Source organism: Streptomyces sp. CB01635 (assembly GCF_002803065.1).
Lineage (GTDB): Bacteria > Actinomycetota > Actinomycetes > Streptomycetales > Streptomycetaceae > Streptomyces.
On record NZ_NNBL01000003.1, the window covers coordinates 1237242 to 1260458 of the forward strand.

20 protein-coding genes are annotated in these 23217 nt (G+C 70.0%); 13 read left to right on the plus strand and 7 right to left on the minus strand.

Annotation, left to right across the window (positions count from 1 at the left end):
• The first annotated feature begins 40 nt into the window (after window positions 1-40).
• The 5 genes from CG723_RS13805 (at window position 41) to CG723_RS13825 (ending at window position 5708) form a co-directional block, all read left to right on the plus strand.
• Window positions 41-1414: a cryptochrome/photolyase family protein gene (locus CG723_RS13805; RefSeq protein WP_100593878.1), complete on the plus strand. Its 1374-nt coding sequence runs from the start codon at window positions 41-43 to the stop codon at window positions 1412-1414.
• Window positions 1415-1712: 298 nt separating this feature from the next.
• Window positions 1713-2297, plus strand: coding sequence for a sigma-70 family RNA polymerase sigma factor (locus tag CG723_RS13810; protein ID WP_267893695.1), 585 nt, complete (start codon window positions 1713-1715; stop codon window positions 2295-2297).
• On the plus strand, window positions 2294-3046 hold the full coding sequence (locus CG723_RS13815) for an anti-sigma factor (protein ID WP_100593554.1): 753 nt from the start codon (window positions 2294-2296) through the stop codon (window positions 3044-3046). Before CG723_RS13810 ends, CG723_RS13815 begins: the two co-directional genes overlap by 4 nt.
• A 280-nt stretch (window positions 3047-3326) precedes the next feature.
• Window positions 3327-4973, plus strand: a complete 1647-nt coding sequence (locus tag CG723_RS13820; RefSeq protein ID WP_100593555.1) for a molybdopterin-dependent oxidoreductase — start codon at window positions 3327-3329, stop codon at window positions 4971-4973.
• A 66-nt stretch (window positions 4974-5039) separates the two neighbouring features.
• Complete coding sequence (locus CG723_RS13825) at window positions 5040-5708, plus strand: fasciclin domain-containing protein (protein WP_100593556.1); 669 nt, start codon at window positions 5040-5042, stop codon at window positions 5706-5708.
• 276 nt (window positions 5709-5984) lie between these two features.
• On the opposite strand, the gene CG723_RS13830 is transcribed toward CG723_RS13825, so the two are convergent.
• Complete coding sequence (locus tag CG723_RS13830) at window positions 5985-6287, minus strand: GNAT family N-acetyltransferase (protein ID WP_234374278.1); 303 nt, start codon at window positions 6285-6287, stop codon at window positions 5985-5987.
• A gap of 443 nt (window positions 6288-6730) precedes the next feature.
• Here CG723_RS13830 and CG723_RS13835 point away from each other — a divergent pair, with 443 nt between their 5' ends.
• The 4 genes from CG723_RS13835 to CG723_RS13850 all read left to right on the plus strand — a co-directional run bounded on the left by CG723_RS13835 (window position 6731) and on the right by CG723_RS13850 (window position 10163).
• Window positions 6731-7330, plus strand: a complete 600-nt coding sequence (locus CG723_RS13835) for a phosphoribosylanthranilate isomerase (protein ID WP_100593557.1) — start codon at window positions 6731-6733, stop codon at window positions 7328-7330.
• A 99-nt stretch (window positions 7331-7429) separates the two neighbouring features.
• Window positions 7430-7705, plus strand: a complete 276-nt coding sequence (locus CG723_RS13840) for a LysR family transcriptional regulator (protein ID WP_234374279.1) — start codon at window positions 7430-7432, stop codon at window positions 7703-7705.
• 86 nt (window positions 7706-7791) lie between these two features.
• On the plus strand, window positions 7792-8238 hold the full coding sequence (locus CG723_RS13845) for a PaaI family thioesterase (RefSeq protein WP_100593558.1): 447 nt from the start codon (window positions 7792-7794) through the stop codon (window positions 8236-8238).
• A gap of 239 nt (window positions 8239-8477) precedes the next feature.
• Window positions 8478-10163, plus strand: a complete 1686-nt coding sequence (locus CG723_RS13850; protein ID WP_100593559.1) for a sel1 repeat family protein — start codon at window positions 8478-8480, stop codon at window positions 10161-10163.
• A gap of 60 nt (window positions 10164-10223) precedes the next feature.
• Here CG723_RS13850 and CG723_RS13855 read toward each other — a convergent pair whose 3' ends face one another.
• Both CG723_RS13855 and CG723_RS13860 read right to left on the minus strand, forming a co-directional pair.
• The gene (locus CG723_RS13855; RefSeq protein WP_100593560.1) at window positions 10224-10862 is read right to left on the minus strand and encodes a response regulator; all 639 of its coding nucleotides are present in this window, start codon (window positions 10860-10862) and stop codon (window positions 10224-10226) included.
• Window positions 10859-15091 carry a HAMP domain-containing protein gene (locus CG723_RS13860; protein WP_100593561.1) on the minus strand — a complete coding sequence of 1411 codons (4233 nt, stop codon included), beginning with the start codon at window positions 15089-15091 and terminating at the stop codon, window positions 10859-10861. Before CG723_RS13860 ends, CG723_RS13855 begins: the two co-directional genes overlap by 4 nt.
• A 234-nt stretch (window positions 15092-15325) precedes the next feature.
• Here CG723_RS13860 and CG723_RS13865 point away from each other — a divergent pair, with 234 nt between their 5' ends.
• The 3 genes from CG723_RS13865 (at window position 15326) to CG723_RS13875 (ending at window position 19268) form a co-directional block, all read left to right on the plus strand.
• Window positions 15326-17107 carry a SpoIIE family protein phosphatase gene (locus CG723_RS13865; protein WP_100593562.1) on the plus strand — a complete coding sequence of 594 codons (1782 nt, stop codon included), beginning with the start codon at window positions 15326-15328 and terminating at the stop codon, window positions 17105-17107.
• A 116-nt stretch (window positions 17108-17223) separates the two neighbouring features.
• A complete protein-coding gene (locus CG723_RS13870; RefSeq protein ID WP_100593563.1) occupies window positions 17224-18375 on the plus strand; it encodes a hypothetical protein in 1152 nt (383 codons plus the stop codon).
• A gap of 200 nt (window positions 18376-18575) precedes the next feature.
• A complete protein-coding gene (locus CG723_RS13875) occupies window positions 18576-19268 on the plus strand; it encodes a DUF899 family protein (protein ID WP_100593564.1) in 693 nt (230 codons plus the stop codon).
• A gap of 31 nt (window positions 19269-19299) precedes the next feature.
• Here the strand turns inward: CG723_RS13875 and CG723_RS47510 are convergent, their stop codons facing one another.
• Window positions 19300-19797 (minus strand): hypothetical protein, encoded by a 498-nt coding sequence (locus CG723_RS47510; protein ID WP_234374280.1) that lies wholly within the window; start codon window positions 19795-19797, stop codon window positions 19300-19302.
• Window positions 19798-20061: 264 nt separating this feature from the next.
• Between CG723_RS47510 and CG723_RS47515 the strand changes: the two genes are divergently transcribed.
• Window positions 20062-20580, plus strand: coding sequence for a DUF3592 domain-containing protein (locus CG723_RS47515; protein WP_234374281.1), 519 nt, complete (start codon window positions 20062-20064; stop codon window positions 20578-20580).
• Here CG723_RS47515 and CG723_RS13890 read toward each other — a convergent pair.
• The 3 genes from CG723_RS13890 to CG723_RS13900 all read right to left on the minus strand — a co-directional run bounded on the left by CG723_RS13890 (window position 20543) and on the right by CG723_RS13900 (window position 22818).
• On the minus strand, window positions 20543-21622 hold the full coding sequence (locus tag CG723_RS13890) for an SDR family oxidoreductase (protein ID WP_100593567.1): 1080 nt from the start codon (window positions 21620-21622) through the stop codon (window positions 20543-20545). The genes CG723_RS47515 and CG723_RS13890 overlap by 38 nt on opposite strands.
• Before the next feature lie 25 nt (window positions 21623-21647).
• Window positions 21648-22106: a MerR family transcriptional regulator gene (locus tag CG723_RS13895; RefSeq protein ID WP_234374282.1), complete on the minus strand. Its 459-nt coding sequence runs from the start codon at window positions 22104-22106 to the stop codon at window positions 21648-21650.
• A 130-nt stretch (window positions 22107-22236) separates the two neighbouring features.
• On the minus strand, window positions 22237-22818 hold the full coding sequence (locus tag CG723_RS13900; protein ID WP_100593568.1) for a TMEM165/GDT1 family protein: 582 nt from the start codon (window positions 22816-22818) through the stop codon (window positions 22237-22239).
• Window positions 22819-23217 lie beyond the last annotated feature (399 nt).

A 23217-nucleotide genomic window follows, 5' to 3' on the forward strand; every position in this document is an offset into this window, starting at 1 on the left:
AGACGTCCCGCTGTTCCACCTCGTAGAGTCCGGGGCCATGGTGAACGTCTCGATCGTGTTGTTCACGTCCGACCTTCGTGTGCATGACCATCCGCCGCTGCGGGCGGCGCTCCGGGCGTCGAGTGAGGTGGTGCCGCTGTTCGTACGGGACACGGGGATCGCGTCCGTCGGGTATGCGGTGCCCAATCGGGAGGCGTTCCTCGCGGACTGCCTCGGTGATCTCGACGCGGCGTTGCGCGCGTGCGGTGGGCGTCTCGTGGTGCGGTCGGGGGACGTCGCCGATGCCGTGGCCGGGGTCGCGGCCGAGACCGGCGCGGACGAGGTGCACATGGCGGCCGGCGTCAGCGCTTACGCGCAGCGGCGCGAGGAGCGGCTGCGGAACGTGCTGGAGGCGCAGGGGCGGAGGCTGATCGTCCATGACGCGGTCGTGACCGCGGTGGCGCCGGGCGCCGTCACCCCGGCGTCGTCGGACCACTTCGCCGTGTTCACCCCGTACTTCCGGCACTGGTCGGCGCAGCGTCTGCGCGATGTCCTCGCGCCGCCGCGCACGATCCGGGTCCCGGACGGCGTGGCCACGGAGGAGGTGCCGTCACACGCGCGGGTCTCCGGGACCTCCCCGGGCCTCGCGGCGGGCGGGGAGAGGGTGGGCCGTGAACAGCTGACCGCGTGGCTGCGGCACGGTGTCGGAGGCTACGAGGACGGGCACGACGACCTGCCCGGCGACGCGACCTCACGTCTGTCGCCCCATCTGCACTTCGGCACGCTGTCCCCGGTCGAGCTCGTCCAGCGGGCGCGCCGCGCCGGCGGTCCGGGCGCCGACGCGTTCGTACGTCAGCTCGCCTGGCGCGACTTCCACCACCAGGTCCTCGCCGCGCGCCCGGCCTCCGCGGCGCACGACTACCGCACCCGCCACGACCGCTGGCGCTCCGAACAGGCCGCGGCCCGCGACATCGAGGCATGGCGCGAGGGGCGTACGGGCTATCCCGTGATCGACGCGGCGATGCGGCAACTGCGTCACGAGGGCTGGATGCACAACCGCGGCCGCCTCCTGACGGCGAGCTTCCTCACGAAGACGCTGTACGTCGACTGGCGCGTCGGCGCCCGCCACTTCCTGGACCTCCTGGTCGACGGCGACATCGCGAACAACCAGCTCAACTGGCAGTGGATGGCGGGGACGGGCACCGACTCGCGCCCCAACCGCGTCCTCAACCCCGTGACGCAGGCGAAGCGTTACGACCCGGACGGCGCGTACGTGCGCTGCTGGGTGCCGGAACTAGCGGGCCTCGCCGGGCCCGCTGTGCACGAGCCGTGGAAGCTGTCCGGACCCGAGCGCGCCAAGTACGCGTACCCGGACCCGATCATCGAACTCGCCGAAGGGCTCGAGCGATTCAAGCGGGCGCGAGGGCGGGACTGAGCGCGCTGGTTGCGCGGCCCGCGTCAAGGGCCTCTTTCAGGCGGGCGAGGGACGAAGCTGTTGGTGCGGGCGGCGTATGCGGCGTGTCCGGGGCGCTCGGCCGCGTGCCGTAGTTCCAGGAGAGGTTTTCCGCTGCCCCTGACCAGCGGGTAGCTCATCGTGAGCGGGGCGAGAGAGCGACGGCGGCCGGGTGCGGAGCGTGTGCCGCGTGGAAAACTCGTCCGGATCAGGACCAATCCGCCGGCCCGCCCGCTACGCATTACCGGTGTCCCGCCGTTGCCTCCCGGAAGATCGCCACGTGAACCGAATCGCACCCCTTGGGGCGTCCCCCGTGCCGGAGCCCGATCTCCAGGCACTGATGGGGCGGACCGCCAAGGGCAGCCAGGAGGCATTCGCCGCCGTCTACGACCGGGTGGCCGGGCCGGTGTTCGGCGTGGTGCGCAGCGTGCTGCGCGACCACGCCCAGTCCGAAGAGGTGGCCCAGGAGGTCCTGATCGAGGTGTGGCGCAGCGCCGCCCGCTACCGACCCGACCGCGGTACGGCCATGAACTGGATACTCACCCTCGCCCACCGGCGGGCCATCGACCGGGTCCGATCGGTCGAGGCATCGGCCGCCAGGGAGCGGCAGGCCGCCCTCCTGGACCGCACCCCCGAGTTCGACGAGGTGACCGAACAGGTGGAGCACCGCCTCGAACGCGAACAGGTACGCCGCTGTCTGCGCGGCCTCACGGAGCTCCAGCGTCAGTCCGTCACGCTGGCCTACTACCGCGGACTCACGTACCGGGAAGTGGCCGAGCTGCTCGCGCTGCCTCTCGGCACGGTCAAGACGCGCCTGCGCGACGGTCTCATCCGCCTGCGTGACTGCCTGGGGGTGAACGCATGACGAACGCCGATGTCCACACGCTGACCGGCGCCTACGTGCTCCACGCGCTGTCCGAGGACGAGCGGGCCGCCTTCGAGCGCCACCTCGTGGCCTGCGAGGCCTGTACTCAGGAGGTCGCTGAACTGGATGCCACGGCAGGCAGGTTGGGGCTTGCCGTCAGTGAGACGCCGCCGCCCGCGCTCAGGGCCCGGGTCATGGGACGGATCCCCAATGTCCGCCAGGAGTCGCCCCTCCCGAAGCCGCCCTCGCGCGGTGGCGGGAACCCGGGGCGGGGACGCCGGGCCTCGCGCTGGGCGCTCGCCGCGTGCCTGGCGACCGCCGCCGGTCTTGGCGGCGTCGCGGTGTGGCAGCACGAGGAGGCACGGGACGCGCGCGCCGAGGCCGGCGCGGAGCAGCGGCGGTCGGCCGAGCTCGCGGCAGTCCTGGGGGCGCCCGACGCCAAGGCCGGCACCGCGCGTCTCGGCGACGGCGCGAGTGGCACGGTGGTCGTCTCCAAGAGCCGCGACAAGGCGGCATTCGTGTCGTCCGGCCTGGCCGCACCGCCGTCCGGCAAGGTTTACCAGCTGTGGTTCGCCGACGGCGGAACGATGCGTCCGGCCGGACTCCTGGACCCCGCCTCGCGGTCGCAGGCCGTCCTGTTGGACGGTCCCGTCGACCGGGCGTCCGGCATGGGCATCACCGTCGAACCGGCGGGCGGATCTCCCAAACCCACCTCCGCGCCGGTGGCCCTGATGAACTTCCCTGCCTGACCGTCCATGGCACCGGCGAGGCATGGAAATGCCTCGCCGGAACTGTCTTGAGCGGGCGCAGGCACGTCCCTGTCCTCTCCATAAGCAATTCCTGGCGCGCGGGACCACCGGATCGGTCCGCTGTCCGCCGGTCGACAAAGGGACTTGTTCCGCGGGGCCCCGCAGTACAAGGGGACCGCGACGCCCCGTTCATTCGTACCCGCGAGCCCTTCGGATTGGTCGGAAAGAAATTCTCCCTCGATCGAGTGAGAGGCCAATCCGAACCCGGCCACTGCTCCGGATGACCGGTGTGAGTACAGAAGCGAAGACATCAAGTCACCCCCGTGGGTGGCGACTTGTCGGGCTCGGTGCGTTGATCGGCCTCCTGGCGGGCTACGCCGCGCTCGCGACGGCCGAGCTCGTGTCTGCCGCGGTACGTCCCGAGTCGAGTCCCGTCGTCGCGGTGGGCGGGGCGGCGATCGACCGCACGCCCGCAGGCGTGAAGGACTGGGCGATCCGCCACTTCGGCACGAACGACAAGCTTGTCCTGCAACTGGGCATCCTCGGCGTCCTCACGCTTCTCGCACTCGTCCTCGGCGTGGTGGCGGCACGGCGCCGGCGGATCGGCTCGGCGGGCGTCCTCCTGTTCGGCGTGGTCGGGGCCCTCGCCGCGACCGGCCGGCCCGACTCCACGAGCGTCGCCGACGCCCTGCCGTCGGTGGCCGGAGCCGTGGTGGGAGCCGGGCTTCTGTACTGGCTCTCCGGGCGCCTGCAGCCACGTAGGAGTGAGACTCCCGTCGGCCAAGGTGCGACGGCGCCCGCGGAGGCAGAGCCCGCTCGCGGCGAGGAGGAGGCGGGCTGGGACCGGCGGGGGTTCATTGTCGCGGCGACTGCGGCCGCGGCCGCGTCGACCGGGCTCGGCCTCCTGGGCCGCTCCCTGAACGGTTCGCAGGGCGAGAACGCCGTCGCCTCCCGCCGCCGGATCACGCTGCCCGCGCCCGCCTCCGCCGCCGTACCCGTACCCAAGGGGGCCGCGCTGCGGATCAAGGAAGTCAGCCCGTTCATGACGCCCAGCAAGGACTTCTACCGGGTCGACACCGCGCTCGTGGTGCCCAAGGTCGACGCGAACGCGTGGCGGCTGCGGATCCACGGCAAGGGCGTCGCCCGCGAGACGACCGTGTCGTTCGCGGAGCTGCTGCGCATGCCGCTCATCGAACGGAACATCACGCTCGCCTGCGTCTCGAACGAGGTCGGCGGCCCGTACGTCGGCAACGCGCGGTGGATCGGCGTGCGCCTGGCCGACCTCCTGCGCCGGTGTGGCGTCGAGCCGCCGTCGAAGGGCGGGCCCGCCGACCAGCTGGTCGCGCGCTCCGTCGACGGAATGACCATCGGCAGCCCCGTCGAGGACGTCATGGACGGACGCGACGCGATGCTCGCCCTCGGGATGAACGGTGAGCCCCTGCCCTTCGCCCACGGTTTCCCGGTGCGCATGGTGGTTCCCGGCCTGTACGGGTTCGTGTCCGCCTGTAAATGGATCCACGACATCGAACTCACCACGTTCGACGACTACGACCCGTACTGGGTGAAGCGGCACTGGGCGCGCAGGGCGCCGATCAAGACGCAGTCCCGGATCGACACCCCAAAGCCGTTCGCGCGCCCCGGGGCCGGAACGGTCATGGTCGCCGGAGTGGCCTGGGCCCAGCACCGCGGGATCGACAAGGTCGAGGTCCGTGTCGACGACGGGCCCTGGCGGCTGGCGGATCTGGCCGCCGAGGACACCACGGACACCTGGCGCCAGTGGTCCTTCCCCTGGAAGGCCGCGTCGGGCGGTCACACCCTGACCGTCCGGGCCACGGACCGCACGGGCGAGACCCAGACGGAGAAGCGGACCCGCACCATCCCCGATGGGGCCAGTGGCTGGCATTCGGTGGTGGTCACCGTGGACTGACCGCTGCGCCGATCTCGGCGCACGACCTGAACTCAGCACCCTCACCACACCTTTCAAGGAGCAGAAATGAACACCGTCACCCGCCGAACCCGTCGTGGAGCCCTCGTTCTCGCCGCGGCGGCGATGCTGCCGCTGGCGCTGACCGCCTGCTCGAGCGACGACGGCAAGGACAAGGCGGCCTCGGACACGAAGTCGTCCGCCGCGTCCGACCAGGCGTCCGACAAGGCGAACGACAGCGGTTCGGGCGACATGAACAACGCGGACGAGCCGTTCGGCCCGGCCTGTTCCTCCGTGCCCAAGGACGGCGCGGGCTCCTTCGACGGCATGGCGAAGGACCCGGTCGCGACCGCCGCGTCCAACAACCCGGCCCTGTCCACTCTCGTGACCGCGGTCAAGAAGGCGGGCCTGGTCGACACCCTGAACAACGCCGAGAACATCACCGTGTTCGCGCCGACCAACGACGCCTTCGCGAAGATCCCGAAGGCCGACCTGGACAAGGTCCTGAACGACAAGGCCACGCTCACCAAGATCCTCACCTACCACGTCGTGGGGCAGAAGCTCGCGCCGAAGGACCTGGAGAACGGCTCGTACGCGACGCTGGAGAAGTCCAAGCTGACGACCGCGGGCTCCGGCGAGTCCTACAAGGTCAACGACTCCGCCAGTGTGGTCTGCGGCAACGTCAAGACGGCCAACGCCAACGTCTACATCGTCGACACGGTGCTGATGCCCAAGTAGTGACGCGGGTGGCGCCGAGGGGCCGGCCGTCGGCTGCCGGCCCGTCGACGCCACCGCCACCACGGCGAACCTCCCGGGCAGGGGCGCCAACAGCAGCTCGAGCGGTACGCGACGTCGGAGGACAGGACAGGACACGAGCGGCGGGCGATGGCCTCCACTTCGTCTGAGCGGGAGTGTCCGGTCGGATCATCCATCAGTCGAGCGCGCAGTGGGAGACGGCGATCAGCAGGTCCAGGGCGAGCCGCGGACGCAGGCGGCCAGTCCGGTTCGCGAGGCCTATCCCAGCTTCTTGAACATGTGGACATCTTCGGCGCCGCCCGGGATTCCCAAGGTTCGGCCGGTCTCGACATATCCGTGGCGCTGGCAGAACTCAGGTGCCTGGAAGGTGAAGGACGATACGCAGACGCGGAGGCAGCCTCGCCGGCGCGCCTCCGCCTCCGCAGCCAGGAGGATCTTTGATCCCCACCCGTCCTTACGGCTCGTCTCACGGATCCAGAGCATCTCGATGCCGAACAGCCCGCCCCACGTCCAGCCGGAAACGCCTCCGAGCAGCTCACCGGCGTCGTCGACGACCTTCACCGACAGCGAACTCTGATCTGAGCAGTGGTTCCGGTGGCGGGGAAGTTGACCTCGTCCAGGCCCTGGGACAAGCGCTCGTTGAGCTCAGAGTCGCGCTGCAAGACGCTCAACGTCTCACCGGTCGCGATCCTGCCCGCCATGCAGGCCGCCGGGAGCTCGAGCGGCCAGGGACACCTTGGGGGCGAGGCTCACCGGAGCCGCGGTCATGGTGCTCGCGTTCCTGATGTCCCTGCTGAGTCCGCGCCCGGCCGACGCGGAGACCCCCGAGTCCGTATCGCCGGTGCGGACGTTCCGGGACCCGTCGCCCGCGAGGTGAGTACAGGCCCCGAGCCTGCCGGGCACGGATCGTCTACGGTGACACCGGCCGCCGCGAACGAGGCCTCGGCAGCTCATCGCGCCGGGGCCGGCCCGGCGAAGGCAGAAAAGGAAGAGAGCAGGGATCGGTGTACGTAAAGATCTGCGGTCTGCGCACGGCGGACACACTCGACGCGGCGGTCGCGGCAGGCGCGGACGCCGTCGGATTCGTCTTCGCGCCCGGCAGCCCGCGACTGATCGGGGCCGAAGCCGTCCGCGAGCTGTCACGACGCGTGCCCGCCGCGGTCGAGACCGTGGGCGTGTTCCGGCGACAGCCCATCGAGGAGGTCCTGGCAACGGCCTCAGCCGCGCGCCTCACCACCGTCCAGCTGCACGGTGGTGAGGAGGACGCGGCGTTCGAACGCCTCCGCGCCGAAGGGTTCCGGACGATCCGGGCCCTGGCCTGGGACGGCTATCTCGCGCGTCCGGAGATGGATCCCGCTGACCGGCTGCTCCTCGACGCCCCGGTGCCGGGCAGCGGTGCCCGCTTCGACACCGACCTGCTCGCCGAACGCCCGCCCCAGGGATTCTGGCTGCTGGCAGGGGGGCTGGACCCTGACAACGTAGGCGCGGCCGTACGGTCGGCCGCCCCCGGTGGTGTCGATGTGTCCAGCGGCGTCGAGTCCGAGAAGGGCGTCAAGAGCGCCGACCTGATCCGCCGTTTCGTGGCGGCCGCGCGCAACGGGTAACGCATTCGCGTACCGCGCCGTCGGCCCGGTGGCCGCGCTCGCTGAATCCGCTGGACCCGAAACAGCCATCGGACCACCGGCCCGCTACAGGCTTGATCTGTGGGAATCACGTCGCGCCAGATCGAGATCTTCGTGACGGTCGCCGAGCATCTGCACTTCGGCCGGGTGGCGGAGGCACTCCATATCTCCCGGCCGACGGTGAGCCAGGACGTCAGCAGGCTCGAACGGGGTCCGGGGCTTGCGCTCTTCGACCGGTCCCGCCGCTCGGCGTCACTCACGCTGGCCGGCGACGCGATGGCCGTCGAGGGGCGCAAGCTGCTCTCACGGGCCGGCGAGCCCCGGTACGGATCCTTCCTGCTGGACGACCAGGAGTGAGGTCACAGGGGGGAGGCGGAGAATAGGTACGGCAGGAGAAATCCCGACGGAACTCTCGACAGAATTCTCGACCTGGGAGCGTTGCGATGACAGGACGATCCGGGCCGTTCTGGGATGGCGTGGAGGGGCGCGCGCCGCTGCCACCGGCGGCGGCCACGCTGGGGTTGGAGGTCCTCGACGCGGACGGTGACAACGGCACCGTCGAGCTGGCCTTCACCGCGACGGAGGACTTCACCAACCCGGCCGGGAACGTGCTGGGCGCCTTCCTCGCCGCGATGCTCTACGACACGGTCGGTCCCGCACTTCTGGCCACGCTCGAACCGGACCAGTTCCAGTCCACGCTGGAACTCCACACCCAATTCCTGAGGCCCGTCCGCCCGGGCCGGATCATCGGGAAGGGGCGCGTGGTGCACCGGGCAGGGGACGTCGCCTTCCTGGAAGCCACCCTCTCCGATTCCGGCGGGGCGACCATAGCGACCGCCAGTGCCACGGCCCGAGTCATCCCCCTCGACCAAGCGCCGACGTCGGCCTGACCGCATTGTGAACTGAATTACATGCTCGGACTGTCGCGGTTTGCTCGTCACCACGCGAGCTGTCACGAGACACGAGACACGAGACACGAGACACGAGACACGAGACACGAGACACGAGACACGAGACACGAGACACGAGACACGAGACACGAGATGTGAATCCGGGGCCCTGGGCCCCTGAACTCGGCGCCGATGTCCCGCTGTTGGTTGAGTCGCGGCTGGATGGAACGATCTCTCGCATGGCACTACAGAACGAAGCGCAGACCATCGAGGAACATGGCGAGGGCCTCGTCGCCGCCGCGGTAGCGGGCGACGAGGAGATCGCCCGTCGCCACACCGACTTCTTTGTACTCGGCCGCCGGGTCGACGAGGGAATCCCCTACTGGGAGCGGGCAGTTGAGGCGGGTGACGCCTTCTCGGCGTACACCCTCGCCCGCTACCGGAAGATCCGGGGTGACCGCCGGGAGGCCGAGCGGCTCTACCGCCTTGCCGCGGACCGCCACTCCGGCTGCGCGTACGGTCTGGCCGTACTGCTCAAGGAGAACGGTGACCCGGAGGCTGCGGAATGGTTCCGGGAAGGCTGGGAGATGGGCCGTCTCGACTGCAAGATCGAGCTGGGCAAGCTCCTTGCAGCCGAGGGAAAGCCGGACGAGGCAGCCGAGTTCCTGATGAAGGGCGTGGACATCGGGGACATCGCCGTCTTCCGGTGGGTGCAGCTCTTCGAGCACATTCGCGAGACCTTCGACCGGGTCGCCGATGACCTCGAGGCGGCGGAGGACGCCGAGGACGGCGAGGCCGCGGGCGAGGCGGTGGAACCCCTGGGGGAGTTGGACGGTGAGTTCAAGGACTATCCCGGTCTGACCAACGAAGCTGGGAACTACTTCTGCAGGGCCGGACGCCTCAGCCCGGTGGCTCTCGTCGAGCACGCGATCTTCCTTGAGCGGCACCACTCCGACGACCGCTGGCCCGAGGTCCGTGAACTCCTCCTGCGCTCCCACCGCGAGGGGTACGACGGCGCGGCCTTCATCCTGGGCCTGTTCAACGAGGAGCGCGGGGAACTCGCCGAGGCCGAGCATTGGTACGCCCTCGCGGCCGACACGGGGCACCGTGCTGCGCTGGTGAGGCTCTCCGACCTGTTCCGCCGGCAGCGCCGGCTCGATGAGGCCGAGGCCTGGCTGAGGGAGGTCGACCCCGACGACGAGGTCGTTCCCGATCGGCTCGCCAAGATCGCCCGGCTCCGTGAGGAGGACGAGGTGCCGCCCGAGCAGGATCTGCGCCGTTTGCAGGAACTGCGTCAACGGGCCGAGGCCGGGGATCTCCAGGCTTCGTACGCGTACGGGAAGATGCTCTACGAGTGGGGTGGGGCGGCGGCACGCTGGATGCTTCCCTGGCACGAACCCGCGGCGCTGGCGGGCGACATGGCGGCTGCGGCCGATCTCAGGTGGCTCTATGACGACCTGGGTGAACCAGTGCAGCGCGATCACTGGAAGCGGATCGCCGCGGAGGCCGGGGACCACGATGCCTGCGGTGCCATGGCCTGGCTTTCCGAATACCACAAGGACTACCAGGAGGCCGAGCGGTGGTACGTCCGCGCGGCAGCCGACAACAGCGCACTGAACGCGATGCTGGCGGGTAAGGCCATCGCTCAGCGCGGTGCGTACGAGGAAGCCGAGCCGTTCCTGCGCAAGGCATGGGAAGAGGGCCGGGACGAGGCGTTCGGCACCGAGACGGCGGGGTACTACGGCCTCGTGCTGAACCGGACCGGACGCCACGAGGAGGCCGTGGACGTGCTGCGCGTGGCCGCCGAGCACTGGCGGGAGGACGTCAGGTCCCGCTACGACGCGGATGATCTGGACGTGCTGTCCCGGATGCTGGACCCTCAGGACGAGCTGGAGGCCGCCGAGGAGGCACTGGCGGCGGGCTGAGGGGAGCCGGGCCCGCCGGCCGGTTCTGCCGTTGGCCGTCGGGGCGCGCCCGGTGGGCTCCTACTGCTCCGGGGGCTCCAGGAGCCGTCCCACCGCCTCTTCCAGTACGGCGATCCGGTCGGCGAGGCCCGCCGCCTCGGGTGCGTCCGAACCGTCTCCTTCGCGCAGCAGGCGTTGCACCTGGGCGAGTTGACGTTCGACGTCAGCCAGCCGGTGCTGCTCCTCGGGTGGGTGCGTGGGCACATCGACCGCCAGAAGGCGCGTCAACTGCTCAGCCTGTTCCGCGAGTTGACGGTTCTTGCGGTGAAGGTCCAGGAAGACGTTGACCTTGGTCCGCAGCAGCCACGGGTCGAACGGCTTGATCAGGAAGTCGGCCGCTCCGACCGTGTAGCCGCGGTAGGCGTAGTTCGGATCGACCGCCGCACCGGTCAGCAGGATGATCGGGACGTCCTTGGTCTGGTGGAGCCCCTTGATGTTGGCTGCGGTCTCGAAACCGTTCATGCCGGGCATCATCACGTCGATGAGCGCGACGGCGAAGTCCTGCCGCAGCATCGCCTTGAGAGCTGCCTCGCCCGAGCGCGCACGGACCACCCGGGCGAGCGAGCCGAGTACGGCTTCGAGGGCGACCAGGTTCTCCTCCATGTCGTCGACGATGAGGATGCTGGAGGCGTCCGCCGCTGCTCCCTGCGGTGCTGTCATGTCGCCTGCCCCGTGGTGTCGCCGGGGTTGCCCGGAGGCGGTTCCGAGGGGGTGTGCGGGTCGAGGAGCCGGCAGATCACCGACAGCAGCCGGTCGACGTCCACCGGCTTGGGGATGTAGTCGTTCGCGCCGCTCTCGATCGCCTTCTCGCGGTCGCCCGGCATGGCCTTGGCGGTGAGCGCGATGACCGGCAGGTTCGCGAAGCGCGGTGTGCGCCGCATCGCTCCGATCATCTCGTAACCATCCATCTCGGGCATCATGATGTCCATCAGCACCAGGGACACATCGGGTGTCCGGTCGAGGACCTCGAGGCCCTCGCGGCCGTTCTCGGCGTACTTGACGCTGATGCCGACGCGGCCCAGCACATGGGTCAGCGCGAAGACGTTCCGGATGTCGTCATCGACGATCAGGATGCGGCGGTTGGCCAGTACCCCGGCCGCGTCGCCGGTCAGCCACTCCTTGAGCCGGGTCGTCTCCGGCCAGCTGGTGTGTTCGTCCGCGATGGCGAGGCTGCCGAGTTCGTCGGGGGTACGGACTCTCGTCAGGGGCGCGGCCTCCCGCGTGCTCAAGGCCTCGTACTGCGCGGTCCCGGAGAGGGCCGCGGGCCGGCTGCCCGCAGAGCCCGGTCCGGCGATGGCCTGCACGTCGCCGCTCGCGGGGAGCGGTTCCACGATGGGGGCTGTGTAGTGCACGGGCACGAAGAGCGTGAAGGTGGAGCCGACGCCCGGCTCGCTCTCGGCCATGATCCGGCCGCCGAGCAGGGCCGCCATGTCCCGGCTGATGGAGAGGCCGAGACCGGTGCCGCCGTACTTGCGGTTGGTGGCGCCGTCGGACTGCTGGAACGCCTCGAAGATCCCGCTGAGCATCTCCGGCTGGATGCCGATTCCCGTGTCCTTGACGGCAAGGCCGATGACGGCGTCCGCGTCGCGCAGCGTCTCCTCCTCGAAGTTCGTCGGCGTCGCACGTTCCACGAGCAGCTCCACCCCGCCGGACGAGGTGAACTTCACCGCGTTCGAGAGGAGGTTGCGGAGGATCTGCTGGAGTCGCTGCTCGTCGGAGTAGAGCTCCTGGGGAACGTCCTCGCCGACCGTGATGTCGAACGACAGGCCCCGGTCCCCGGAGAGCGGCTGGAAGGTGGCCCGTACGTAGTCGAGCAGTTTGTTCAGCGGCAGCTTCTTGGGGTGCACATCCATCCGGCCCGCTTCGATCTTCGACAGGTCGAGGATGTCGTTGATCAGTTGCAGCAGGTCGGAGCCCGCCTGGTGGATGGTGACGGCGAACTCCACCTCCTCCGCGGAGAGCCGGCCGGAGGGATTGTCGGCGAGCAGCCGGGACAGCACGAGGAGCGAGTTGAGGGGTGTGCGCAGCTCGTGCGACATGTTCGCCAGGAACTCGGACTTGTACTGGGAGGACGTGGCAAGGAGCGCCGCCTTCTCCTCCAGCTTGGCGTTGGTGAGCTGCAACTCGTCGGAGCGCTGGCGCAGTTCGGCGGTGAGGCGCTGGGACTCGGAGAGGAGGGACTCGGTGCGGGAGTTGGCGATGATGGTGTTGATGGAGACACCGATGGTGTTCACGAACTGGTCGACGAAGGCGAGGTGGACCTCGCTGAAGCGGCTGAACGAGGCGAGTTCGATGACGCCGAGCACCCGGTCCTCGAAGAGGATCGGCAGGATGACGATGCTGGCCGGCGGCGCGGCGCCGAGGCCGGAGCTGATGGTGATGTAGTCCGCGGGGACCGCGTCGACGAGGATTCGCCGTTTCTCCGCGGCGGCCTGGGTGATCAGGCCCCAGCCGGGCCCGCCGAGGCTGAGCCGGGGACGCGGCCTGTGGCCTTCTTCCTGGCCGGTGCCGTAACCGGCCAGGAGCTCCAGGTCCTCGCCCGATTCCGCACTCGCCTCGGCCAGGAAGAACGCACCGTACTGGGCGTTCACCAGAGGGGTCAGCTCGCGCAGGATCAGGTCGGCGACCTCGACCAGGTCGCGGTGGCCCTGCATGAGCCCGGCGATACGGGCCAGGTTGGACTCCAGCCAGTCCTTCGCCCGGGTCGTCTCACGGAGGTTCGCCACCATGAGGTTGATGTTGTCCTTGAGGGTGGCGACCTCGCCCTGGGCCTCCACCGAGATGGAGCCGGACATGTCGCCCTGCGTGACGGCGCTGGCGACCTCGGCGATCGCGCGCACCTGGGTGGTCAGGTTCAGGGCCAGCTCGTTGACGCTGGTGGTCAGCCGCTTCCACGTTCCGTAGACGCCCTCCACGCGGGCCTGGCCGCCCAGCTGCCCCTCCGAGCCCACCTCGCGGGCCACACGCGTGACCTCGGACGCGAACGCGGAGAGCGTGTCGACCATCGTGTTGATCGTGGTCTTGAGCTCCAGGATCTCGCCACGTGCGTCGACGTCGATCTTCTTGGACAGGTCGCCGCGCGCGACGGCGGTGGCGACCTGGGCGATGTTGCGGACCTGGGAGGTCAGGTTGTCGGCCATGAAGTTGACGTTGTCCGTGAGGTTCTCCCAGACCCCGGACGCGCCGTGGACCTGGGCACGGCCGCCGAGCCGCCCCTCGGTGCCGACCTCGCGGGCCACGCGGGTCACCTCGTCCGCGAACGCCCTCAGCTGCTGGACCATCGTGTTGACGGTGTCCTTCAGCTCCAGGATCTCGCCGCGCGCGTCGACGTCGATCTTCTTCGACAGGTCTCCGTTGGCCACGGCGGTGGTGACCTGGGCGATGTTGCGGACCTGCGACGTCAGGTTGAGCGCCATGAAGTTCACGTTGTCGGTGAGGTCCTTCCAGACCCCCGAAGCGCCCCTGACCTGGGCCTGTCCGCCCAGGTTGCCCTCGGTGCCGACCTCGCGGGCGACGCGGGTGACCTCGTCGGCGAAGGCGGAGAGCTGGTCGACCATCGTGTTGATCGTCGACTTCAGCTCGAGGATCTCTCCCTTGGCCTCCACAGTGATCGTCTTGCCGAGGTCGCCCTCGGCGACGGCGGTGGCGACCTGGGCGATGTTGCGGACCTGGGAGGTCAGGTTGTCGGCCATGAAGTTGACGCTCTCCGTGAGGTCTTTCCAGACCCCGGACACGCCCCTGACCTGCGCGCGTCCGCCGAGCTGTCCCTCGGTGCCGACCTCGCGGGCGACGCGGGTGACCTCGTCGGCGAAGGCGGAGAGCTGATCCACCATGGTGTTGATCGTCGACTTCAGCTGAAGGATCTCGCCCCGGACCTCCACGGTGATCTTCTGGCTCAGATCGCCGTTCGCGACGGCGGTGGTCACCTGGGCGATGTTGCGGACCTGGGAGGTCAGGTTCGACGCCATGAAGTTCACGCTGTCGGTGAGGTCTTTCCAGACCCCGGAAGCGCCCCTGACCTGCGCGCGTCCGCCGAGCTGTCCTTCGGTGCCGACCTCACGGGCGACCCTGGTCACTTCGTCGGCGAATGCCCGCAGCTGGTCCACCATCTTGTTGACGGTGAGTTTCAGCTCCAGCAGCTCGCCGGTGGCCTCGACGGTCACCTGCTGCGTCAGGTCGCCGCGCGCCACGGCGGTCGTCACCACCGCGATGTCCCGCACCTGGGCCGTCAGCCGCGACGCCATCGTGTTGACCGCCTCGGTCACGTGGAGCCAGTCGCCCGACAGCCCCTGTGCCTTCGCGCGGCCACCCAGGCGCCCCTCCGTGCCGACCTCACGGGCGACCCGGGTCACCTCACCGGTGAACAGGGAGAGCTGGTCCACCATGCGGTTCACGCCGATGCCCAGGCGCCGCAGGTCGCCGCGGAGCTGGCGGCTTCCGTCGTGCAGATCGACATGCTGCGTCAGGTCGCCGTCCGCGACGGCGTCGAGGACCCGCGTGGCCTTGGCGACGGGCCCCACCAGTGCTTCGATCGCCGTGTTGGCGGCCTCCACGTTCGTCGTCCAGGTGCCCGAGCCCGGACTCGCGGAAATGCGCTCGTCCAGCCGGCCCCGCCGGATGATCTCGTGCCGGACGCGCTGGAGCTCCGTAGCGAGATGCGCGTTTCGCGCGGTGACCTGGTTGAGGACGGCGCTCATCTCCGCGACGACGGGGTCCTGCGGGGCGAGTTCGCCCACTTCCCGCGAACCGTCCGCACGCACTGTGAAGTCACCGTCGCGCAGGGCCTTCATCGCGGCGAGAAGCGGGCGCAGCTCACTCGTTCGGACCCAGTGTCCGGAGGTCTCAGTGGCCGGGTTGGCCGGGTCGGGCCGAGTCGTGTCCATGGTCATGAACCACCCTCTGCCGGGAGTTCGTCGCGCACACCAGCGGCCTGTTTAGGCATGTTTGTCATATTATAAGGGGCACGAAAATACTTCTCCCAGACGCTGTCGGCGGACCCAGGGGGCGTCGTGATCCCGTTGCCCGCACACTCGGCTGATTTCGTGTGCAGCAAGGAGTTGCCGGCGAACCAGCTCGCGTCCGCACAGGCGCGAAGATTTCTGCGTGAGGTGCTGGCGGGCAGAATGCCGTCCACCGCGACGCCTCCCGGCCAAAACCCCGTTCCGGCCGCCGGGCAGGTCCCGCAGGGGCTCATCGACAATGCCGTCCTGCTGGTCAGCGAGCTGGTCACCAACGCCGTCGTGTACGCGGGCACCGACATCGACGTGGTCTGCCGCCTGGAGCGGCACCCGGACACCGGACTGGCCGTAGTCGTGGAGGTCGTGGACCGCCACCCCTCCAGAGGCGTACGCGCCGCGGCGGACGCCCGGCACGGCGAACCCGGCTACGGCCTCCAGCTGGTGAGCGCGATCTCCCAGGCCTGGGGCGTGACCTACCGACGGTCGGAGAAGCGGGTGTGGTTCCGGCTGGAGGCCTCGTCGGCGGAGCCGGGATCCGTGGTGACCCAGGCCGCTGCGGCCCGTACCGGCGAGGCCGCGGGGCCCGGGACCGGGCAGGCACCGCCCGGCATCGCGGAATCGACCGACGCGAGGGAACACCTGGTGCGCAGCCATGGGTACGCCGCCGAGTGGGTCGACCACAGCGGCCCGTCGTTCCTCGCCGAGACCAGCGAGCTTCTCGCCGGGCAGCTTGACCAGAGCATGGTCGCCGCGCTCGCGGCCCAGCTGCTCGTACCCCGCCTCGCGGACTGGTGCGGCATCTGGCTGAGAACCCAGGGGGGAGGGCTGCAACTGGCCCGGGTCTGGCACGTCGACGAGCGGCGCATCGTGCCGCTGCGCGAGGAACTGGAGCGGATCCCGCCGTCCGCGGGCATCCGCGCCGGGGGCACGCCCTGGCCCTGGCCGGAGAGCGGCGGGGCCGACCGTGCGGGCGGGTCGGCGTTCGCCTTCCCGCTCGCCATCCGTGACACGGACGTCGGGATACTGCTCCTCGGCCGGACCGGCCATCTGCAGATGACCGACGCGGTGGTGCGCATGGTCGACGACGTGGCCCGCCGCGTCGCACAGGCCGTGTACACCGCCCGCCAGTACACGAGACAGACGACCATCAGCGTCGCCCTCCAGCGCAGGCAGCTGCCGACGACCCTGGCCAGCATCGCGGGAATCGACACCGCGATCGTCTACGAGCCGCACGGCGAGGGCCAGACCGTCGGCGGCGACTTCTACGACGTCTTCCCGAAGGGCGAGGGCCGCTGGTGCTTCCTGCTCGGGGACGTGCAGGGGAAGGACCCGGAGGCGATGTCCGTCACCGGCCTCGCCCGGCATCTGGTGCGACTCCTGGCGCGCGAAGGCCACGGCGTCGAATCGGTTCTCGACCGGCTGAACATCGCCATGGCGGAGGACAGCGCCGAAGCGCTGACGGCCGACGGCGAGCAGGCGGCCACCCGCTTCCTGAGCCTGTTGTACGGGGAGCTGGCCGTCGAACCGGGCGTGGCAGGAGCCCGCTGCCGGGTCGCCAGCGCCGGCCACCCCCCGCCCCTCCATCTGTTCACCGACGGCAGAGTGGAACCGGCGTGCGAGCCCCGGATGCTGCTCGGCATCGACGAGGGCGCCGAATTCCGGGCCAGCACCTTCCATCTCGCACCCGGTGAAACGCTGCTCTGCGTGACCGATGGCGTCACCGAACGACGCCGCGGCAACTGGCAGTTGGACGACGACGACGGTCTCGCGGACGTGCTCCGCCAGGGCATGGGCCTCGGCGCCAAGGCGCTCGCGGAGCATGTGCGGCGAGCGGCACACGACTTCGGGACGGGCCCGGTCGAGGACGACCTGTCGGTACTGGTGCTCCAGGCGCTGGCGGCCGACGCGCGCACGTGCCACGTTCCGAAGCCGCCGCCCCGCGCCTGACGTCGGGGTTCGGGCCGTCCGGCCGCGATTGATGCAAGTCGGGACGGGGTTCCCCTTCCATCGACAGGTGCAGGGACCATACTGGTCGAGCCCCCGATCACCCACAGAACGATTCCATGGCCAAGAACAGCAGCTCCTCGACCATCGCCCCCGACACCGCGTGGCTGGGGCGCGGGCGCCATCTCGGGCCCGAGCCCGAGCAGGACGTCCGGCGCAACCTGATCGCCCTCAAGGCGGCCGGGGTGCTCGACGACTTCCTGGACCTCGACCCCGTCGAGGCGGCCCGCTCCACCGCCCTGCACCCGCGGGACGAATCCGCCGACCCCGGTCCGACGGCCCGCCGCCTCTTCGAGGCCCGCTGGCGCGTCGCCGACGACGTCACCGTGCGCGCACAGCTGACGACGTACGACCCCGAGGCCCGCCGCAAGGAGGGCGAGGGCGTCACCTGGGTCCTCGCAGCCGAGGCGCAGCGGGCGTGGGACGCGCACTGGCCCTCGCCCGCCACCATGTTCTGGCCCGACAGCGACCGGGTCGACTGGGACCACGACACCGTGCCGGGCGTGCGCCTGCGGGCCGCGAACTACCTGCCCAAGGACGACGACGAGCTGCGTCACCGGCTGCGGGACTGCACCCGTAACAGCTGGTTCATCCATGTCGTGGTGCACGAGGCGATGACGCCGGACGCCATGGGGCAGAAACCTGTCTCGGCGTTCCTGCCGCCCAGCCTGCGGCACCGGGTGGTCGAGCACCGGGGCACGCCGGACCAGGCCCAGATCGCCGACGTCGCGATGAAGCGGGAGCTGAGCCTGCGGATGCCGCGCGGCGGCGCCGTCGTTCTGCCCACGGTGCCGCCCGTCCCGGGGTACGAGGCGGAGCGCTTCACGGTGCGCAGCGTCTTCCTGGACGGTTCCGAACCGACCGAACTCCTCGACAGGATCAGGGAGTTCGCCGCGCTGCCGAGGTCGATGCCCGATGACGCCGAGCGGGCCCTGACGCGGCTGCGCCAGGGCTGGCACCTGCTCACTCCGGACGAGGAGCTGGTCCATGCCCAGGGCATGGTCGTCAGATACGCCGAGGCACTGGAGGCCATGACGAAGTCCTGTGACCTCTACCGGGAGGCGGCCGAGGCGGCGCAGGCCGCGCTGGCGGAGGCGACCGGCGGCGCGGGTGTGCCCCGGCCTGTCGACCCGGGCTCGGCCAGACTGGACGGCTCGCCGCTGACCGCCTTCACGAAGGCGTTCGGCCGCTTCCGGGGCCCGAACAAGTAGGGGCGCCGACGCCCTGGGGGCAACGGCAGGGCAGTGGTCCGGCCAGTTGGCTGATCATGCGGGTCCGGAAGCTGACCGTGCGGGCTCTGAAGGTGCCGGTTGCCGCCGCTGGTGCGATCTTGCTGGGGGGCGACCGATGACTTCCGGCCGCCCCGGGAGTCAGTAATCCCAGACAGGCACCTGATCCGTCCGGAGGCACCATGGCCACCACCGAAAACGCCCTGCCGTCCGTCGTCGACGCGGCCACCTGGCAGAAGGAGCTGGCGGCGCTGCGCGTCCGGGAGAAGGCCGCCACCAGGGAGCTCGACGCCATCGCCGCCCAGCGCCGTCAGCTGCCGATGGTCGAGATGCCCGACTACGTACTGGAGGGCGAGGACGGCCCGGTCCGCCTCGCGGAGATCTTCGGCGACCACCCGCAGCTGATCGTCTACAACCACATGTGGTTCGAGGACGCGGAGTGGCAGTGCAGCGGCTGCACCGGCTTCACGACCCAGTTCACCCGGCTCATGGGCCTGGAGAAGTTCGACGCCCGGTTCGTGATCGTCACCCAGGGCCCGATCGACGAGGCGCTCGCCTACAAGCGCAAGGTCGGGAACGAGATGACGTGGTACTCGACGGCGAACAGCTCGTTCGGCGGCGACGTCGGCGCCCCGCCGAACGCCGGATTCGCGGTCAACGTGTTCCTGCGCGACGGCGACAAGGTGTACCGGACCTGGCACACCGACGGCCGCGGCGTCGAGGGCCTGAGCTATCTGTTCGGCCTGGTCGACCTGCTGCCGTACGGCCGCCAGGAGGAGTGGCAGGACTCGCCGGAGGGCTGGCCGCAGCAGCCGACGTACAGCCGGTGGGCCGAGTCGGCGGAGATGGCGGCGGCATACGGCGAGAACAGCTGACTTCACCCGTCCGTGGTGTCCGCGCGTGCGCTCAGCTGATGCCCGTACCGCAGTCCGCACGGATGCCGGCGCTCGCGGCCGGGGAGTCGTCCGCCCAAATGCCGGCGACCTCGACCGTGACCGCCAGGCGGTAGTTGTAGGTGCCGACCGGTCCGCGCGGGCAGGGCGCTGAGACGGTTCCGTGGGCCTGGTGTTGGGCGGTTGTCCAGGGGGTGTCGCGGCGCTTGCTGTAGGCGCGCCGGCCGGACCAGCTGTCCCGCTGGATCTCGTGGCGCTGCCGGATCCGCGCGTGGTGGCCAGAACAATGCGTGCGGAAGCCTGCGGAGTGGATCGTCGCGCGGGGTGCGGCGCCGCCGAGCACGATCTCGCCGTCCTGTGCGACGGAGGAGACGGTGGTGGTGCACCACCAGCCGTGGACCTCGATGATGTCGACGTTGTCGCACTCGGTCTGGCCGACGGGTGCGCGATAGTCGTTGCTCCGGACGGACTTGGGGTCCTTGGGTGCGGCGTCGACATCACCGATCGTCATGCGCAGGGATCCGCCGGGCAGTTCCTCGGCCCGCCAGGCGTCTTCGTCTGGTGCGGCTCGGCGGCGGCTCTCGGACTCGCGTGGTTCCTCTGTGTATGCCGCGTCGTCGCTGGTGGGGGCCGACAATCTAGTACGCCGAATCCCGCCGGGGACCAGGACCCCGGAGTTCCCCTGCGTCGTGATCGACGTGCGTGGGGGCGGGTGCGCAGCGGTTTTTGCACTTGGGATAGCGTCCTCTCACTCCGGACAAGTGAGAGGGACGTTGTGCAGGTTCAGGTACGTGGGCGGCGGAGTGCCGGCTGGTGGATCACGTTCGGGGTCATCGCGTTCGGGACGCTGTTCTTCGCCATCGGGGCGATCGTGGGAGGGGTTTCGATCTCGTTCGTGACGGATGCGGAGCGTGCCGAGGGAACCGTGGTGTACCTGGAGTGGCAGGGCGGCCACGTCAGCTCGTCCAGCAAGTCACGGCAGAGCAGCGGGCCCACGGCGCACCCGGTCGTCGAGTTCACGCCGGCGGGCGGTGCGCCGACGACGTTCCGGAGCTCAATGGGCTCCAACCCACCGGCGTACGACGAGGGTGAGCGGGTTGACGTCCTGTACCGCGCTGATGACCCGGAGGACGCGAAGATCGACGGTTTTGTCTCGCTGTGGCTGATTCCGCTGGTCTTCTGTGGGATCGGACTGCTGATCGCGGGCATCGGTACGGCCATTGCGATCGCGACGCGGCGGCGCTCCCGCCTCACCCTCAGCGGATCCGGGACCGCGGTTCCTTCGGTCGGCTGACAGCTCGGTGCGGCGGGCGGGGCGTTTCGCCTTCACAGAGCCCGAGTTGAATGAGGCTCCTGGCGGTGTCGACGATCGTGGTCGCCGTGTCGCGCGGTTCCCAGCCGAGCATGGTGCGGGCCTTTGCGGTGTGGAGTACGGGGATGCCGCCCGACTGCCGGACGGCGTCCCGCAGGGTGGGGTTGCTGACGGCGGCCTCGCGCACTTCGTCGGGGGTCAGTTCGCGGGTCGGGACGCGCGCGGCAGCCTCGCCGAGGTGCTCGCGGAGGATCCGGGCCAGCTGGAGGAAGCTGATGGCGGGGCCGTTGGAGGCGAGGAACCGTTCGCCGGCGGCCGCCGGGTGGGTCAGCGCCCGGACGTGGATGTCCGCCACGTCACGCACGTCGACCACGCCGAAGTACACAGGCGGCACGACGGGCATCGCGCCGTCCAGCATCGCCTTGACGAGGCCGGTGGATGCGGACAGGTGAGGGCCGAGAAGCGGGCCGAAGATTCCGCTCGGGTTGATCACCGAGAGTTCGAGTCCACCGCCCTCCGCCTCGATGTAGTCCCATGCCGCCCGTTCCGCGATCGCCTTCGACCGGACATAAGGAGTGTTGTCGTCCGCTGGGTCGGTCCAGTCCGTCTCGGTGTAGACCTCACCGGGCTTGCGGCTGTAGCCCACAGCGGCGAACGACGACGTCAGCACGGTGCGCTTGACGCCCGCGTCCCGCGCCGCCCGCAGGACGCGAAGGGCACCGTCGCGAGCGGGGACGATGAGCTCGTCGGGGTCGTCCGGCTGCGCAGGCGGGAACGGCGACGCGACATGCGCGACATAGGTGCATCCGTCGACGGCGTCCTCCCAGCCCGCGTCATCGGTCAGATTCGCCTGCGCGAACTCCAGCCGCTCGGCACGCGGGCCCACCATGGCCCGCACGTCGTCCGCCCGGTTCATCGAGCGGACCGTCGTGCGGACCGGGAAACCCTCGTCGAGCAACCGCTTGACGACATGCGACCCCAGATAGCCGCTGCCGCCCGTCACCAGAACGAGATCGTTGTTCATGGCGTACTCCTGCCTTTCCTTCTCATCAACGTAGGTCGGCGATGACGGGGGTGACCTCGGCGACGGCGCGCTGCTCCGCCGCGGTGTCCCCACGCTCGCGCGCGGCCCACAGATCGGTCTTGAGCTGCAGGTAGCGCAGCCGGATCCGCATGCGCTCGATCTCCTCGGCAACGCGCTCGGCGTTGTCCTTGAACAGCTCGCGCAGACGCGGCGCGTCGCCGGTGTCGAGGTGTGCGAGGTAAGCGCGCATGTCCCGCACGCTCATCCCTGTCGACCGCAGGCAGCTCAGCGCCTCGATGGTCTCCACGGCAGCCGGGCTGTAGCGCCGGTGACCGCTGCTCTCGTCGCGCCCCACGGTGCCGATCAGGCCGATCTTCTCGTAGTAGCGCAGCGTCGGCTCGGAGAGACCGGTACGCCTGGACACCTGCTGGATCGTGAGCGGTGTGGCGTCGTCCACCGCGCCGGGCCTGTACGTCATCGCCATGAGCCAACCCTCCAATACTTGAAGCGCTTGAAGTCAAGGCGCGCCCCTGGACCGTCGCCGGGTGGGTCGATCGGGCGCGGGGAGGGAGCTGAGCGCCCGACCTGAGGCCCGTCAGGCACACGTCGCGGCGTCAGGCGGTGAAGGCCTCGATCAGGGTCCAGATGGCGAGTCCGGCCATGCACGCGGCACCGATGCGCTGCACGGTCTTGAGAGGAACGCGCTTGGCGATGAAGCGGCCCACCAGCAGGGCTAGGGCGGAGACCGACATCAGCGCGAGGGCCGAGCCGAGGGCGGTGGGCAGCCAGGGGTTGGTGGCGGCCAGGTTGGCGGTGGTGATCTGGGTGAGGTCGCCCCATTCGCTGATGAAGACGGCCATGAAGGCGGTGGTGTAGACGGGCCAGAAACCGGTGACGGTCTTGGCGGCGCCTTCCTCGTCGTCATCGTCCCCGCCACGCAGCAGGACGACGGCGCCGAACGCGAACAGAGCGGCGGAGACCAGCTTGACGGCCATGGCCGGAAGCAGGCTGAGCAGGCTGCCCGCGCCGACAGCGATCGCGACATGCACGATGAAGGCGGTGGAGGTGCCGAACCACACGTAGAGCGGCCGCATCCGGGTGCCCATGGCCAGCGAGGCGAACATGGTCTTGTCGGGGAGTTCCGCGAGGAAGATCAGCCCGAAGGCGGTGAGAAACGCCAGGGGGTCGAAGGTCATTGCCTTGCTTTCTGCTGGGGCCGGGCCGTCAGCTCATCGGCGCCCATAGGGCGACGGGAGAACCACCCGGCCGGGCACGATGGAACGGCCCACACGTCAGTGGGGCCGGATCATGCCTCGGCCGAAGGTCTCGTCCGCCCCCGCACAGTGTGCGGGAGCCCGGTGGCCGGGGTGCTCCGGAGCACCCAGCGTGTCGACCGGCGGTTCTCGGAACTGCTCCCCTTCGCTGTGATCCAGGCTAACTGGGGGTGCTCCGCGCAGGTGTTGGCGAGGAGGGCGGAACGGGGCGGGGAGTACGGGTTGCGCGCTCAGCACGGCGTCGGCGGGCGGGACCTGGCCGCCCGGGCTCTGCGCGGCCACCTGGACGGCCTGCGCAGAGCATGACGCCCTGAGGGCTGT